This is a genomic window from Moritella marina ATCC 15381 (assembly GCF_008931805.1).
Classification (GTDB): Bacteria; Pseudomonadota; Gammaproteobacteria; order Enterobacterales; family Moritellaceae; genus Moritella; species Moritella marina.
The window spans coordinates 3,127,372-3,143,953 of sequence record NZ_CP044399.1 but is presented as its reverse complement, the minus strand read 5'-3'; the positions used below and the strand labels follow the sequence as shown (position 1 = coordinate 3,143,953).

At 43.2% G+C, this 16,582-nt stretch carries 16 protein-coding genes; 8 read left to right on the top strand and 8 right to left on the bottom strand.

The genetic code is table 11. From position 1 onward, the window contains the following. Positions 1-9: 9 nt before the first annotated feature. Together fdh3B and FR932_RS13985 are read left to right on the top strand one after the other, a co-directional pair. Complete coding sequence (gene fdh3B, locus FR932_RS13990; RefSeq protein WP_019441524.1) at positions 10-627, top strand: formate dehydrogenase FDH3 subunit beta; 618 nt, start codon at positions 10-12, stop codon at positions 625-627. A 162-nt stretch (positions 628-789) separates the two neighbouring features. Next, positions 790-1,845 carry a formate dehydrogenase subunit gamma gene (locus tag FR932_RS13985; RefSeq protein ID WP_019441523.1) on the top strand — a complete coding sequence of 352 codons (1,056 nt, stop codon included), beginning with the start codon at positions 790-792 and terminating at the stop codon, positions 1,843-1,845. A gap of 132 nt (positions 1,846-1,977) precedes the next feature. Here the strand turns inward: FR932_RS13985 and FR932_RS13980 are convergent, their stop codons facing one another. From FR932_RS13980 to FR932_RS13960, 5 genes are all read right to left on the bottom strand, one after another. After that, positions 1,978-3,810: a bifunctional molybdopterin-guanine dinucleotide biosynthesis adaptor protein MobB/molybdopterin molybdotransferase MoeA gene (locus FR932_RS13980; protein WP_019441522.1), complete on the bottom strand. Its 1,833-nt coding sequence runs from the start codon at positions 3,808-3,810 to the stop codon at positions 1,978-1,980. Positions 3,811-3,890: 80 nt separating this feature from the next. Next, entirely contained in the window at positions 3,891-4,475 is a 585-nt protein-coding gene (gene mobA, locus FR932_RS13975) for a molybdenum cofactor guanylyltransferase MobA (protein ID WP_019441521.1), read from the bottom strand. Next, positions 4,462-5,166 carry an ATP-binding cassette domain-containing protein gene (locus tag FR932_RS13970; protein WP_019441520.1) on the bottom strand — a complete coding sequence of 235 codons (705 nt, stop codon included), beginning with the start codon at positions 5,164-5,166 and terminating at the stop codon, positions 4,462-4,464. The genes mobA and FR932_RS13970 overlap by 14 nt, the downstream gene beginning before the upstream one ends. Positions 5,167-5,180: 14 nt before the next feature. Continuing rightward, positions 5,181-5,882 carry an ABC transporter permease gene (locus FR932_RS13965; protein WP_019441519.1) on the bottom strand — a complete coding sequence of 234 codons (702 nt, stop codon included), beginning with the start codon at positions 5,880-5,882 and terminating at the stop codon, positions 5,181-5,183. Between the two features lie 27 nt (positions 5,883-5,909). Continuing rightward, positions 5,910-6,731, bottom strand: a complete 822-nt coding sequence (locus tag FR932_RS13960; RefSeq protein ID WP_019441518.1) for an ABC transporter substrate-binding protein — start codon at positions 6,729-6,731, stop codon at positions 5,910-5,912. 335 nt (positions 6,732-7,066) lie between these two features. On the opposite strand from FR932_RS13960, the gene FR932_RS13955 reads away from it, so the two are divergent. Then, complete coding sequence (locus tag FR932_RS13955; RefSeq protein WP_019441517.1) at positions 7,067-8,533, top strand: sigma-54-dependent transcriptional regulator; 1,467 nt, start codon at positions 7,067-7,069, stop codon at positions 8,531-8,533. Further along, positions 8,530-10,575 carry a sensor histidine kinase gene (locus FR932_RS13950; protein WP_019441516.1) on the top strand — a complete coding sequence of 682 codons (2,046 nt, stop codon included), beginning with the start codon at positions 8,530-8,532 and terminating at the stop codon, positions 10,573-10,575. The genes FR932_RS13955 and FR932_RS13950 overlap by 4 nt, the downstream gene beginning before the upstream one ends. Before the next feature lie 40 nt (positions 10,576-10,615). Here the strand turns inward: FR932_RS13950 and FR932_RS21850 are convergent, their stop codons facing one another. Then, positions 10,616-10,942 (bottom strand): lipid A-modifier LpxR family protein, encoded by a 327-nt coding sequence (locus FR932_RS21850; RefSeq protein ID WP_019441515.1) that lies wholly within the window; start codon positions 10,940-10,942, stop codon positions 10,616-10,618. Beyond that, positions 10,905-11,609, bottom strand: coding sequence for a lipid A deacylase LpxR family protein (locus FR932_RS13940; protein ID WP_026032148.1), 705 nt, complete (start codon positions 11,607-11,609; stop codon positions 10,905-10,907). The genes FR932_RS21850 and FR932_RS13940 overlap by 38 nt, the downstream gene beginning before the upstream one ends. Positions 11,610-11,801: 192 nt before the next feature. Here FR932_RS13940 and FR932_RS13935 point away from each other — a divergent pair, with 192 nt between their 5' ends. Continuing rightward, positions 11,802-13,823: a PhoX family protein gene (locus tag FR932_RS13935; protein WP_019441514.1), complete on the top strand. Its 2,022-nt coding sequence runs from the start codon at positions 11,802-11,804 to the stop codon at positions 13,821-13,823. A 122-nt stretch (positions 13,824-13,945) separates the two neighbouring features. Further along, complete coding sequence (locus FR932_RS13930; protein ID WP_019441513.1) at positions 13,946-14,287, top strand: hypothetical protein; 342 nt, start codon at positions 13,946-13,948, stop codon at positions 14,285-14,287. On the opposite strand, the gene FR932_RS13925 is transcribed toward FR932_RS13930, so the two are convergent. Next, a complete protein-coding gene (locus FR932_RS13925; protein WP_019441512.1) occupies positions 14,284-15,429 on the bottom strand; it encodes a multidrug effflux MFS transporter in 1,146 nt (381 codons plus the stop codon). The genes FR932_RS13930 and FR932_RS13925 overlap by 4 nt on opposite strands. Positions 15,430-15,527: 98 nt before the next feature. On the opposite strand from FR932_RS13925, the gene FR932_RS13920 reads away from it, so the two are divergent. Both FR932_RS13920 and FR932_RS13915 read left to right on the top strand, forming a co-directional pair. After that, entirely contained in the window at positions 15,528-16,304 is a 777-nt protein-coding gene (locus FR932_RS13920; protein WP_019628892.1) for an AraC family transcriptional regulator, read from the top strand. Positions 16,305-16,323: 19 nt separating this feature from the next. After that, positions 16,324-16,569 carry a Rho-binding antiterminator gene (locus FR932_RS13915; protein WP_019441510.1) on the top strand — a complete coding sequence of 82 codons (246 nt, stop codon included), beginning with the start codon at positions 16,324-16,326 and terminating at the stop codon, positions 16,567-16,569. Positions 16,570-16,582 lie beyond the last annotated feature (13 nt).

The following is a 16,582-nucleotide window of genomic DNA, read 5'->3' as shown; positions in this document are numbered from 1 at the left end:
GTCATTCAAATGGCTAGTATGAAATTTCTATGTGACTCTAAACGTTGTATTGAGTGCAATGGTTGTGTAACCGCATGTAAGAACGAAAATGATGATGCACTTGAATGGGGTATCCAACGTCGCCGCGTTGTTACTTTAAACGACGGTGAACAGGGTGAAAGCTCAATCTCTGTGGCCTGTATGCATTGTACTGATGCGCCGTGTATGGCTGTTTGTCCTGCAGATTGCTTTGAGCGTACTGAAGACGGCATCGTATTACATGATAAAGATCTGTGTATCGGTTGTGGTTATTGCTTGTTTGCCTGCCCATTTGGCGCGCCGCAATTTCCAAAACAAGATGCCTTTGGTGAACGTGGCAAGATGGATAAATGCACCTTCTGTGCTGGTGGACCTAATGTAGAAGATGGTTCAGCTGAAGAGAAAGAAAAATACGGCGCTAACCGTATTGCTGAAGGTAAGTTACCTATGTGTGCATCGCTTTGCTCTACTAAGGCCTTGCTTGCTGGTGATGCAGCTAAGATCTCTGATGTTTATGCCGAGCGTGTTGTTGCCCGTGGTGCTAAAAATGCAGGTTGGGCAAGTACTGCTGACCTCTCTTATGACGCGAGCAAAACGCAAGAGAGCTAATCTAGGTACGCTGGTTAATGTAAATTAACTGGCAGCCGTAATAGCGATTAGTTTTAATAGCGATTAGTTTAATATCTATTCGTTTTAATACATAGAGGCAGTTGGTTTAGTGATAAACCGCTGTCTATTAGCGCTGTTGTGTAGACACAGTGAGGAGATTTAATGACTAAGCGAATTCAACATTGGTTCATTCTATTAGTGAGTGTATTAATGCTGAGCTTTACCTTGTCAGCATTTGCCAGTGAACCCGCAGATGACAAGACGCGCAGTGAGCGTTTAGGCGAGTCGTCAGTACAAGGTGAGCTTGCGGGTTTTGCTGGCGCTGATTATTGGCGTGCCGTGCGAGATGGGCAAGAGGGTTACACCACATCAAAGTCACCTGAACACGGTGTGTTGATCAGTGTACCAGGTCAAGCTTGGTTTATTCTCAAAGAGAAGTGGATGTCACCATTAGGTGCATTAGCGATCTTTGGCAGTATTGGGTTAGTAGTACTGGCTTATTTCACTATCGGTCCATTAAGGCTGAGCAAAGCTAAAACAGGTCGCAAGATTAAGCGTTGGAGTTTGGTTGACCGTACTCTGCATTGGAGTATGGCATTTACCTTTTTGAGTCTTGCTGCGACAGGACTGGCATTGGTATACGGCAAGCACTTTATTAAACCCATTATTCCACGTGATATTTGGGCTATGTTCATTTATGGCGCCAAACAGTACCACAACTATGTGGGCCCTTTGTTTGCCATCTTACTGTTTACGGTGATGATTAAGTGGTGGCGTAAGAGTCTGTTTACCAAGGTTGATATCAACTGGTTCATGAAAATGGGCGGTATGGTCGGTAAACATAAAGGTTCGCATCCCTCTGCTGATTTCTCTAATGGTGGTGAAAAAGCGCTGTTTTGGTTACTGATATTTTGTGGTGTATTTATTACTCTTAGTGGCTTTGTTCTCGATTTCCCATTGTTTGATCAAACCCGTCGTGACATGGAACTCTCTAACTTAGTGCATATGCTGGCATCGTTAGTATTGATCTGTGGTTTTGTATTCCATATCTATGTTGGTTTAGTGGGTATCGAAGCGTCACTAGAAGGCATGGTGACTGGTGAGGTTGATGAAACGTGGGCGAAAGAGCATCATGATATTTGGTATGAAAAAGTAAAAGACTTACCAGAGAATCAACCCAAAAATGAAACATCATCAAAGTCAGATGATAAGTCATAGCTAAGCCAAGCCAAGCAAGAGCTAAGTAAGCGTAAAATAAGATAAGAGTAGAGTAGATAGAATGTAATAGGGGAATAGTGGCGTGATGTGAGCACGCCACTATTCTATTTAATAGCGGTTTATTTATAAGAACTAAACGCGACCTTGTAGTGGCACTACACGCACTAAATCACCAATTTCTGCATTTGCCTGTTCAGGCAATACTTCAACCAAACAATTCGCTTCACTCATCGAGCGTAAGATGCCTGAGCCTTGCTGTCCGGTACTTTTTACGGTTAAACGACCATTCGCATCAAAACTAAAAATACCACGGGTATACTCAGTGCGATTAGGACGAGAGCGGAACCTTTCTGTCGCAACAGCATTGAATACTTGCGGCTGCCAATTATCCATACCCTGCAGCTTGCGGATCACTGGTTCGACAAATTGTAAAAACACCACCATCACCGCCACGGGGTTACCCGGTAAACCGAAAAATGGTGTGTCATCGATGTGGCCAAAGGCCAGCGGACGACCTGGACGCATATTAATACGCCAAAAGTTAATTTTTCCGAGCTTGGCTAATACTGTCTTAATGTAATCAGCATCGCCAACCGAGACACCACCAGAAGATAAGATTAAATCAGCTTGCTGGGCACCTTGTTCTAAGGTCATTTCCAATGCAGCTTCATTGTCTTCGATAATACCTAAGTCAATCACCTCACAACCCGCTTGCGTTAACATCGCGTGTAAGGTGTAACGGTTGGAATCGTAGATACAGTTATTCTTTTGCGCTTCTCCCGGATGTTGAACTTCATCACCGGTGGAGAAAATCGCCACGCGAATAGCTCTTTTTACCGATACTTGATTGATCCCCAATGAGGCTATCATGCCTAACTCTGGTGCGGTGATCTTGCTATTCGCTGCAATGGCTGTTTGGCCTAATGCCAGATCTTCACCTGCTTGACGTACGTTCTGAGCAGTGTTTATTGCAGCCATGCTTAGATCAAAACGCACTATGTTGTCGATTTGCTCTGCTTGCTCACGCATCACGACTGTATCAGCACACTCTGGTACTGCAGCACCCGTCATGATTCGTACTGCTTGGCCTTTTTCGAGCGGTAAGTCGTAGCTGTGGCCAGCCATCACATGCGCGACGACTGTATAGTCTTGACGTTCTAAATCATCACCGCGAATGGCATAACCATCCATTGCTGAATTGGTGTGTTGTGGAACATTGACGGGCGATAGGATGTCATGTGCGACAATTTGACCCAAAGCCGCTTTTAAATCAACGGCCTGTGTTTTCTCAATTGGTACAATATGACCAAGAATACGCTCACGACCTTCGGCAACAGATAACATGCCTTGTGGGGTTAGATCGCCACACTGCAAGCCTTGTGATTGTGGTAGTAATAGCGATGCTGCGCTAGTATCAACTTCACCTTGAATAAAGCGCACCACAAAATCGGTGATCTGTTCAAGATTATTAATATCGAGTAGGGGCAGTGACGCTTTTTCTGCTAAAGCTGCAGATCCCGATGCCGGAACGGGTACGTTGGCTGCCACGGCAATAATGTTACTGTCTGTTGGATGCAACCAAGGTTTACCGACTTCGCTACGGTGTAATTCAATCTTAGGGAAACTGAGTTTTTTAAAGCCTTCAACCAAAATAAGATCGAGTTGGGTTTGATCTAATTGCGCGATTAAATGCGGTAAGCTAGCTTCTTCATCAGGTGTTTCGGTGACTAATGCACGGCGACAACGTGATGAGATCAGCATTTGGCTCGCGCCTGCTTTACGCAAGCGGTGGCTGTCTTTACCTGGTTGGTCAATGTCAAAATCATGGTGTGCATGTTTAATCACAGCAACACGAATACCACGCGCGACTAGTTTAGGTAACATGGCTTCAAGTAGTGTTGTTTTACCTGTACCACTAAAGGCTGCAAAGCCAAGTAAAGGCAGTGACGCGTGTATTTTACTCATAGATGTTGACTCATAGATGCTTACTCATGGTTATTGAATCATTATTGGTAATTTATTATGGGTGATTTATTATAGGTAATTTATCGTTGTCCAAATTGGGCTAGTTCCACCGGGGTATTTAAATTAACGAAGGCATTGGGTTGATCGCTAAAGTCCACCGTGAGCATATTACATTGACGATATAATAGGATGATTTTACGATCACCATTATCTAAAAATGCTTCTAATTTAGGTAAAATACGACGATGTAACAGCGTCACTACGGGTTGAATATGTTCACCATCATGAGCTACGAGGATATCGGTATCTGCTTGACAGGCTGCGGCCATTCGTGCAACTAAATCATGTGGTAGTTGTGGGCAATCACAAGGTACAAAGCCAATCCATTCAGCATCTGTTAAATGTAAAATTGCCGCGTGCATACCACCGAGTGGTCCAGGGTAGCCTTGTAATTGGTCGCCAAATACCGCGCCATATTGGCTGTAATGGTCTTGGTTACGATTAGCGTTAATTGCAATGTCAGTTGTTTGCGGCGCCAAGGTATCGATAACATGTTCAATCATGGCTTTACCCGCTAATTGTACTAACCCTTTATCATTGCCACCCATGCGGCTTGCTTGCCCGCCTGCTAAAATTACCCAACTTGTTTGTTCAGCCGAAAGCATAGTTATCCTTATCTTTTTTAATGAGCTGTAAATCTGCTCGTTCGATTAGTTTGCTATTGCTAATGCACCATTGACGGCGGCAAAGTGCGGTCAGTGCGTTTTGCTGGTGGCTAGTGATGACTAAGGTTGAACCGCGCTCGAGTAAATCTTTGGCTAACACCACTTGGCGTTCGATGGACTCTTTATCCATACTGGCACTTGATTCATCCATTAATAGCACACTGGGTTTTAGTACCCAGGCTCTGGCCATTGCCACACGTTGGCGTTCGCCACCTGATAATACCGAAATATGTTCATTAGCTAAGGTCTCTAACCCTACCATACGTAGCGCAGTTATCGCTTCACTTCGTTGTTCTTGGCGGCCTTTTAGGGCGAATTTTAAGCCATAACAGACATTATCCAACACGCTACCATCAAACATATACGGTGTTTGGTGCATATAGATAACACCATTTTTGCCATTACTTTTAAATAACCGTGCAAACCAATTTTGGTGTTGTAGGTTAACTGTACCCGTGGTTGGGGTTTGTAAACCGGATAGAATCTTTAGCAGTGTGGTTTTACCCACGCCATTGCCGCCGGTAAGATAAATCGCTTCTTGCGGGCCGAATTTAAGATGTGGTATGTGAAAAAGTAGCCGATCTTTAAAGCGGATTGAGATATCTTCTGCTTGAATAGCAATTTGCGACATGACCTTACCTCAGCCTAATTGGTACGCAAGTGGGCTTTACCACGGGCGATAGATAATAAGAAGTTAAGTCCTAGGGCTAAGATTAATAACACCATGCCTAGGGCCACCCCTTGTGCAAATGCGCCTTTTGAACTTTCCAGGGCGATTGCTGTAGGGATGTTACGTGTCGAATTGAGAATATTACCGCCGACCATCATTGAGCAGCCAACCTCGGTAATAATACGACTAAATGCGGCAATAATAGCTGCAAGAAGTGGAAATCGACATTCCCACATTAAACTTAATAATGCACGGGGTAAACTTGCCCCTAATGTCAGCGCTGTTTCCCAAGCGCGGCGATCACTGTTTTGAAATGCCGCGTGCATCATTGACACTAAAATGGGAAAGCACACCATCATCTGTCCCAAGATCATCGCTTTTTGGGTGAATAGCATTTGCCAATCACCTAACGGACCAGCGCGAGATAGCATCATGTAAAGTAACAAGCCAATCACCACGGTGGGGATAGATTGGCAGGTATTAAATAACGATAGTATTAACCAACGCCCAGGGAATTTTCCGTAGGCGAGGGTAAAGGCGATCACTAATGCTGGCACGAGTACCAAGGTGATCGCCAGCAAAGACACTGAAAATGACACCCCCACAATCCCCCACAGTGCCATATCGCCACTGAAGAGAAGTTGTACTGCGTCTTGAGTCGTTTGCCAAATGTTCATTAGCTATCTAAGTGACCAATAGGTTGATTAAGACTTGGCATTGGCAACAAATAATTGTTCGCCACCACGTTTATAGCTGTTGATCATTGTTTGTGCTTTCGGGTTAACTAACCAATCACTGAAGATCTTCGCGCCTTGATAGTTGATGCTTGGGTAACGGCTTGGGTTAACTAAGATAACTTGGTATGGGTTGAATAAACGTTTGTCGCCTTGTACTACAATCTTCAGATCGAGCTTGTTTTGGTAAGCTAACCAAGTCCCACGGTCTGTTAATGTATAGGCTTGCAGTTCAGACGCCATGTTTAGTGTTGGTCCCATGCCTTGGCCTACGGCTTTGTAGCCAGTAAAAGTCGGTTCCATTTTAGTTTGTGCCCACAGACCTAATTCTTTCTTGTTGGTGCCAGAATCATCACCACGCGAGATGAAAGTCGCGTTGTAAGAGGCGATGCCCGCGAGTGCTTTCACGACATCTTTATCGGCATCAATTTTAGCCGGGTCTGCTTTTGGTCCAACCAAGACAAAATCGTTATACATGAGTTTACGTGGTAGTACGCCGTAACCGGCCTCTACAAATTTAGCTTCCGCTTTTGCTGCGTGGGTCATCACCAAATCAACATCGCCATTTTGACCCATACGTAATGATTTACCGGTGCCAGCGGCAAGTACATCAACGGTATAGCCACTGTCTTTTTTGAATTCTGGTAATAAAAAGTCAAGTAGCCCTGAATGATAAGTACTGGTGGTCGTCGCTAAACGGATCTTCATATCGTCAGCGGCATGAGCACCAGCTGTTGTTAGTGCTAGTAGCGCAAGTAATGTTTGGATACATTTCATCGGTGTTACAGTCATTAGGTCTTCCTGACGTTAAGTTATTGCTAGATGCAAGTCATAAGTGAATGAATAAAGGGCTACTGCATAAAATTTTAGTAACGAATTATAGTTATGCTACACAGCGTGTTTTGAGATTGATAAATAACCCTATTTGTCGTTATAAAGCAAATTAGATGCCAAATTAAAAAGTAAACCATACAAAACACTTATTTAGGATGTAAGTGGTTGATTATCAAGGCAAATAATATATTTGATAAATTGAGTGAAAATAAAGGCCTGAAACAGTTTTGACTTTGTTAGTCGATATGAGACAAAATGTCGCAACTTGAAAATTACGGTAGTTATTTATATTTATGTCTGAATTTACGTCTTCTCCCTCTTGGGCTGCTGTCTCTGTACTTGTTGTCGATGATGAACCGGGTATGCGCGCTATCTTAAAGAAAGCCTTAAGCAAAAAATTTGCGCAAGTTGATACCGCTGGCAGCATTGAAGAAGGTGAGGAATTGCGTAAGCGTTGTCATTTCGATTTATTGATTGTCGATATCAATTTACCGGGTCGTTCGGGTATTGAATGGCATGAAGCATTTGATCCACAGACGCGCCGCAGCGATGTTATTTTCATGACAGGTTATGCTGATTTAGATACCGCGATTAAAGCCTTACGTGCAGGGGCGTCTGATTTTATTTTAAAACCGTTTAACCTCGAGCAAATGATGCAATCGGTGAGTCGTTGCATCGAACGCCGTTTAGTTGAACGTCAGAACTTTGCCTTGCAACGCGATATTGAACGTACTTTCCCGATTGATATTATCGGTGATGCCGCGAAAACCTTGTCGATGAAAAAGCTGATCACGCAAATTGCGCCTTCGATGGCAGCGGTATTAGTGGAAGGGGAATCAGGTACAGGTAAGGAACTAGTAGCGCGTGCGTTACATCAATTGAGCTTACGTAATGGTCCTTTCGTGCCGTTAAACTGCGGTTCTATTGCCCCTGATTTATTAGAAAGTGAATTGTTTGGTCATATTCAAGGTGCATTTACCGGGGCGAAGAAAAGCCGAGAAGGGCTATTTCGGGTCGCCAATGGTGGGACTTTATTTCTTGATGAAATAGGGGAAATGCCACTGGCCATGCAGTCATCGTTATTACGTGTACTAGAACAAAAAGCCATAAGACCAGTTGGTGGAGAGCGTGAAATCCCCGTTGATGTTCGTATTGTTGCAGCGACTAACCGTAATTTGAAAGAAGAAGTTGACGCTGGTCGTTTTCGTCAAGATTTGTACTACCGCTTAAATGTATTAACGGTGGATCTACCGCCTTTGCGTGATCGTGTGGAAGATATTCCTGCATTAGCTCATCATTTTACGTTGAAATTGTCTAACGACTTGGGGATGAAAGGCGTAAGTTGGACACATGAAGATATACTTGCCATGCAAGCTTATGACTGGCCTGGTAATATTCGTGAATTACGTAATTTAATGGAGCGCTGTATTTTACTGGGTAAACCGCCTGCGGAATATTGGCGAGAGCTACAAGGTGATACTGAACCATTACCAAGGTCGACTATTAGCACGTTTGATCAAACACGTATGGATGAAGCAAATTTGACTAGCCCTTGTCACTGCTCATCTGTCGTTGATGGTGATGAAGAACAATATTGTTATCCTACTGCATGGACATTAAAACAAGTCGAAAAAGCACATATCATGCAGGTTGTTGATTCACATGAAGGCAATAAATCAGCAGCGGCGCGTAAGCTGGGTGTGGCACGTAAAACCTTAGAGCGTAAATATAAAGAATGGGTGGATGAAGCTGCCTTATGAAAATGAAACAATTGATACTGTTATGGATTAAACGCTTTCGGACTATGGTGCGTTATCGCTTACTGGTGCTGACTTCCGTCCCGATCATTCTGACGTTATTTGCACTGTTCGCTTTGACTATGTATTGGACTGTGACTTATACGTGGAAAAACGCATTAATGAATGTCAAAGCCGATCTCTCGGTGGCGCATAATAGTATTGAACTATTGCAGAAAGAGCAGCGTATGCAGCTGACATCGCTAACTACATCATACGATTTTCAACATGCATTACGCACTGAAAAAGACCAGTTACCAGCCTGGGTAAAACAACAAGCAGAACATAATGAATTGGATTTTGTTGTCTTACATCCGGCGTCGGCATTAGCGCATTTTTCATTGGTTAGCCAGAAGCTACTGTTAGCGGGTAAATCACAGACGTTTTTTCAAGTATTAAATAATGAGCAGCTGTTCGCGTTAAATGAAAAACTACCGGTTAATGCTCAAATCCCCTTGTTACGCGAAAATAAGCTAGAGTCAAATGGCTTAGTAAGTCGTAATTTACTGCCTATCTTTGATCATGACAATAAACTCCAATGGATTATTGATGGCGGTATATTACTGAATAACAGTACTTTGCTTGTGGACCGTATCCGAGAGCTTGTTTATACCGATGGCTCATTACCGCTTGGTAGTATTGGTACGGTAACGTTATTTATGGATGATATTCGTGTTAGTACCAATGTGCCATTAGACAGTAACGAGCTGAATAGTCGCGCTATTGGTACGCGTGTTTCTGAAGAGGTAAAGCAGCAAGTTCTTATCGAAGGGCTAGATTGGACTGGCCGTGCGTTTGTTTATGATAATTGGTACATATCGGCGTATGAGCCGTTGCGGGATCATGATGGCAATGTCATTGGTATGCTGTATACCGGATATTTAGAATGGCCATTAGTTGAAACATTCTTAACGAATATTGCTGAATTTAGTGTTGGTATTATTGCGGTACTATTACTTTCTGGTGGGCTGGTATATCGTGGTGCGCGGGATTTATTTAGGCCGATAGAAAAGATCCACAATGTCGTTCGAGTGGTCCCATTAGGGCTAAACCGACGTATTGGTGATTTGGGGTTATGTAAAGATCATGAATTAGCTGCGTTTGGTCAGCAATTTGATTCGATGTTAGATCAGTTGCAGCAACGTAATGATTTGATTAAACAAGCCTCTGCGGAATTAGAAGATAAAGTACGTACGCGTACTCAAAGCCTGCATGATAAAACGCAAGAGTTAGAGGAATACATTAAGCTGTTAAACCAAACTCGCAGTAAGCTCATTATGAGTGAAAAACTCGCGGCACTGGGTGAACTCACCGCGGGTATTGCCCACGAAATTAATAATCCGACAGCGGTCATTTTAGGGAATGTCGAATTGTTGCAACTCGAGTTGGGTGACGACAGCCAGCGTGTAACCGAAGAGCTTGAGGCGATACATGAGCAGATTGATCGTATCCGTAATATTACCCGTAGTTTATTGCAATATAGCCGTCAAGGTGGGGTGCAAGATGAAGTGACTTGGCAGCATTTAAATCATATCGTCAAAGAAAGCCTGACATTAGTGCGTTCAGGTACGAAGTCAGCCAACGTGCAAATCGAGTCACAATTAGATGCAAAATGCTGTGTGGAAGCAAACCGTCATCAACTATTGCAAGTGTTGGTTAATTTGCAAATGAACGGTGTGCATGCCATGGATGATCAAGGCCTGCTGAAAATTAAAACGGAAGATTGGCTTGATGAACAGGGTAATCCTATCGGTGCTGCTGTGCATATTAGCGATCACGGTTGTGGTATTAGCGCAGATAATTTAGCGCGTATTTTCGACCCATTCTTTACTACGCGTCGTAGCGGTACAGGTTTAGGTTTATCGGTGAGTCAGAGTATTATTAGTGAAGTCGGCGGCAAGATCACGGTTCAATCTGAGGTTGGGGTCGGTTCAACATTCTCTATTTATTTATTGGAAAAAGCGGTGGTGCATAATGACTTATTATTGCCTGTCGAAGTTTACTAGCAGGCCAGGCATTTATAAAAGTAGATTTATAAAAGCCGAGTTATAAAAAAGCAAAGAGAGAAAGTGCCACGTTACCGTATAGCGTGCTCTGAGCTTCTTCATAATCTGGCGTTTTAGCTGCTAAGGTGATACTCAGACCGGCATGTTTATTATACCAAACCGCGCCAAATACAGCGCTCGACTGCCAATGTTCAAGTGTTAGTTGGTAATCGTTAGGGGAGGTGATATTAGCTCGTTCCCCTTCAATCGTCATGTCGTTAAATCGATATCGCGCCTCAATACCAGTAAATATCAACCAAGCTGAATCGGACGCACCTATCATACCTGGACTAAAGGGCTGTTCGGTGGAGATATTGGCTGCGCCCATGTTCGCGCCCCCAGCGTAGCATTATCCCACTGGCAATATCACTTCTAAAGTTGCCAATATTCACTTCGCTAATATTCGATATTTCAAACTCTGCGTTATCAACAAAGTAGCGTTCGGATAACGCATTACGGCTCAGGTTAAAATGAGTGAGGTAACCAATACTACCAACCACATTATCTTCTATTTGGTACTCCCAACCATTGGGGTCCCTAGACCCTGTTATTGTATGCACTAGTTTTTGGGCTTGTTCTGAAAATGAGTTTTCACCTGTTGTTCCTATGGTGAGGTTAAACCGCTGCGCTTGCGCTTGCTGCAGACTAATAAAATTAAATTCACTATAAAGGTAACCTGCATAGGGTCTGTCGTTGGTGATTGGAGTGGCTATTTCAATATCTGCAGGTGTCCATATTTTATGGCCCAGCATGAACTCCATCTTATCTAAAGCAGTGTGACCCCACATGGATAGGCTTAAAAACGTGAGTATGCTGGGTGTATCAATTTGTCCTGAAGTATAAGAGCTAAATATGCCATTACTGTAGTCTTCATCAACGCCTAAAACCGCATCGTTATCAATGGCGAATGCCACCGTCGGATGTGTGGATGCCTTAACACTGGAAAAGGCTGCTATTAATGAAAATACGAGGATAATAAAAATATGATATTTCATATTGTTACCATAATAAATGACAGACTATTAATAATAGCAGCAGATATGCTTAATTGATTGAAGCCTAATGTCGTGATGATTACCTGTTTGATTAATAATATATTATAAAAATGTCATGTTATTGAAATATAAAGTACACAGTTCTTTGCTAATTTATATCGGTCTTAAATTATAACCTGAGTAGATAAAAGCATGAGCAAAGATACGTTTGACCCAACTAAATATAATAATAGTAATAATGAACCATTTGCAGCAGTGATGGAGAGAGAACTATCTCGACGCAGTGTGCTAAGAGCGGGCATGGGGATGGCTGCTGTGGGTATGCTGAGTACGGTTGGTTTAACTGGTTGTAATAGCACTGATTCGGTCGTTGAAACACCAAAAACTAAACTTGGTTTTGATTCTATTGCTGGTGCTAAGTTAGATGCAGTGGCTGTGCCGAAAGGTTATAGTGCACAAGTACTTGCTCCTTGGGGAACGCCACTTAATGATCTTGCTCGGGAATGGCAAGCTGATGGTTCTAATACCGCGTTAGACCAAGCTAATTCACTCGGCATGCATCACGATGGCATGCACTACTTTCCGTTAAACGGTAGCTCTACCGATGGCTTGTTATGTATTAACCATGAATATATAGATCAGAGTGCATTACACCCCGCAGGCCCAACGAAAGACGGTAATAGCTTACGTACAATTCTCGATGAAGTACGCAAAGAAATTAATGCACACGGTGTTACTGTTGTGCGTATTAAGCAAACAAATGGCATTTGGGATGTGGTTAAAAATGATAGTCATAATCGTCGCTTTACTGGTGCTACTACTATGGATATTAGTGGCCCTGTTGCTGATCAAACGCTACTTGAAACGCCTTTCTCTCCAAACGGCGATAAAGTGCGTGGCACACTAAATAACTGTGGTAATGGTTATACGCCATGGGGCACTTACTTGACCTGCGAAGAAAACTGGCCTGGATATTTTGTTAATACCGGCACTCAAACCGCAGATCAATCACGTATCGGTATTGATGATAAGAACACGCGTTATGGTTGGGATGATTTAGCTGGTAACGCCGCTGAGATTAATGATGAATTTAAGCGTTTTGATATTACAGTAAAAGGCTCTAGCGCTGCAGATGATTACCGTAATGAAGCCAATGGTCACGGTTATATTGTTGAAATAGACCCTTATGATAATCAATCGAGTGCAATCAAACGTACCGCTTTGGGTCGTTTTCGCCATGAAGGTTGCGTGTTCGGACAAGTTGTTGAAGGCAAACCTATCGTGTTCTATTCAGGTCACGATTCTCGCTTTGAATATATTTATAAATTTGTATCTGATGTTAATTGGCATGCTGGCGATGCCTCGCGTGATGACCGTTTAGCTGTCGGGGCTAAATATATGGATCAAGGTACGTTATACGTCGCTCGATTCGATGATAATGGCGTCGGTGTATGGTTACCATTAACCATGACTGCTGTAACAAAAGATCAGGGGGTATTGGCGGACCACTTTACCAATCAGGCTAGCATTATTTTGAATACAGCTGGCGCAGCGGATTTAGTCGGCGCGACACCAATGGATCGCCCTGAGTGGGCGGCTGTAGATCCTGTGAATGGTGCGGTTTACATGACGTTAACCAATAATACCAAACGAACGACAGAAACGAATCCTGCTAACCCAAGATTAAATAACAGTACGGGTCATATTATCCGTTGGCAAGAAGGCGATAATGCTGAATTATTTAGCTGGGATATCTTTGTGTTTGGTGCCGCAGAAGATGCAGCTCCAGACGTGAATATTTCAGGGTTAGCAGAGCTAAACCAATTCGCTAGCCCAGATGGCTTAGCCTTTGATGCGCGTGGCATTATGTGGATGCAAACCGATAATGGCGCGCCTGAGTTGACCGAGTACACTAATGATCAGATGCTCGCTGTGGTACCGAGTCAGTTAACTACAGATAATGGTGAGTTAGATACCATTAACAGTGGCAATCAAACAGAATTAAAACGTTTCTTTGTTGGCCCGAATGGCGCTGAAGTAACGGGTTTGGCTTTTAGTCCTGCACAAACGGATCTGTTCTTGAATGTTCAGCATCCAGCTAACTGGCCGTATAGCAGTGATGCGACGATGGACACACCGAGTAATAAAACCGTTCGACCGCGTGCAGCAACTGTGATTATTCGTAAAAATGATGGTGGGGAAGTTGGGGTTTAATTAACGAGCTACTGCAAAGCCCACTTTGTATAACCAGCCTTCGGGCTGGTTTTATTGTTTATAGCGCTTAATTTACGGTAGGATAGCGTTATAAAAATTGGCAGTCTAACCACGGGCAGAACATGACTAAAACAGAAAAGAAGATTGATAATAATTTATGTAAAGTACTTACCGATGTTTGTGAAACGGCAAAGGATGAAATCCAGGGGTTTCAGTGGTTAACACATCAGGTGAACTACGCTAATTTTCCAACCTCGTTAAAGCTGACTTGTGTGTTTGAAAGCAATGCAGATATTGCCCAGTTGACGACATCGAAGCAAGACCTGCGTTTGTATGCGTTATTAACACAGGCACTTATGTCGATGGACGTGAAACTCAAAAATCCCAATAAACAGATCAAGTTTGACAGTGAAGAAAACTGTGCCCGTGATAATGGCGGCAACTGGACTAAACGTTTAGCTTAGTGGTTTTTTTTCTGCACTGCTCGGTTAAGCTGAACAGTGCAGACTAAGATGATGCTAGCTGCTAGCATCAGTACCAAGCCTAGGTTGTTCAAGATCCCGGTGAGCGCCAATCCCGCCCCTAAGAGTAAATAATAGAATAAGCCAAATACTGCACCTGCAGATCCAGCGACATCTTTATACTTGGCTAAGGCATGCGCGAGAATGTTCGGAATGGCAATACCATAACTCATTACAACAATCAGCATCGGTGCTAACAACCAAACACTGTCTTGCAACGCATAAACTCCGACACTGCCACACAACACTAAAGCACAGGCTAAACGCAGTAATGACTGTGATGTATATTTCGCTTGCAGTAAACGTTTGTTAAGCATGCTACCGAGTAAACTGCCGCAGGCTAATGCGATACCGGTGTAACCAAATTCAATCGAGATAAAATCGAGTTTACTAAAGATAAACGGCGCCAGTGAGTAATAGCTAAATAACACCAAATTAAACAGGGCGACCAAAATAGCGTGGTAACGAATGTCACGGTCTTTGAGCATGCGCATGAGTAAAGTTATGAGGTTAACTTTGGCTATCTTGTCAGGGCGCGTTTCGGGCAACGCTTTAAGCGCCACAAAAAGTAATAATATCGCCAGTATAAGTAACACTGAAAACACGCCTAAATGACCCGCGTACTCTGCGATAAAGCCGCCTGATATTAAACCTATGACCGGACTCAACGAGATCCCCATGCCCATTAGCGTGAATACTTTAACTAAATCATCACCGTTATAGCTATCTCGTAGCATGGTTTGAGTTACGACAGAACCCACTGCAGCGCCAAATGCTGACGTAAATCTAGCCATCATCAGCATATTGAAATCCGTAGCCATTAGCGCCAATATAGACCCTAAGCCGTACGTGCATAAACCAATTAGCATCGCAGGTCGACGGCCAATCAGATCGGCGATACGCCCCCAAAAGATGACACCCAACGCAAATGCGCTAAAGTAAATAGATAAGGTTTGCGTAGCGGTGTGAATGCTGACATCGAAACTGTTTGCAAGGTGTGGCAATACCGGACTGTAGATGGTTTCGACAATTTGTGGAAACATCATTAAAGCCAATATAAGGCTGATGTGTGGTTTTCTGTTCATGCCAAGTTCGCTCTGTATTATTAATATGCCAGCATTATAGTTATGATGGGGTATTCGTATTACAAACATTAGAACAGTTAATATCAAAAAGAGGACAAATGGCGGCTATTGCAGAAGGGCAGCAATTTAATGTCGATAGCTTATCCAACCAAGTGATAGGTATCGCGACCGAAGTTGGCCAGCATGACTCGGGTATGCACAAGCATAATAAAGGTCAGTTATTATATGCACCCGCAGGTTGTATTAGTATTACCCTCGATGGCATGCAATCGGTATTACCACCAACACGTGCAGCTTGGATCCCGGCGGGGATGATGCACTGCGCACGTATGCGTAATGTGGTGTCGTATCGTTCGTTATATTTCAGTGCAGATCTGGCTGCGTTATTACCGACGACTATGTGCATTGTCGAAGTGAATGTCTTATTACAAGCACTAATTGAACGTATGGCATTTTGGGATTGGGATAAACCGCAACTAGAACAAGCCAATACCCTGGCGTTATTTTGTGACGAGCTGGCAGTTGCGCCGGTGCAGCAGTTACACCTACCGTTACCACAAGACCCACGATTACAAATATGGTTAACGGCGCTAATGGCAAATGACTTGCCTCCGCAACCATTAAACCAATTACAAACGGAGATTGGTGCGAGTGGTAAAACCATCAGTCGCATATTTTCGCGGGAAACTGGCATGCCTTATCAAGCGTGGCGACAGCAATGGCGGTTGCTCAATGCCATCGAACGTTTAGCTGAAGGTCAGCGTATTTCGACGGTAGCATTCGATTTAGATTTTACCAGTGACAGTGCGTTTATTAGTTTTTTTCGTCAGCATACAAGTTCAACACCAGCGAAATATCTAGCTAATACAAAGTAATAATGAACAAGGAATAGTGATGATTAAATGTGAGCAATATGACTACATTGAAATAGTATGTATGCATCGATACCCAATTAAATTAATCCTTAAATCAGGTATTGAAATTGAAGGTGTAGGTGTCGATACCAAGCGTAATGACGCGCGAGATGAGTGTATAGAAATGCATATTGATGGTGAGGTTGAATTGATCGTACTAGATAGTATTTCAACGCTTAAAGTGCAGGTCGATAACCCACATTTTAAGCATTTTACATTTGATTAAATGGCTGCTATCA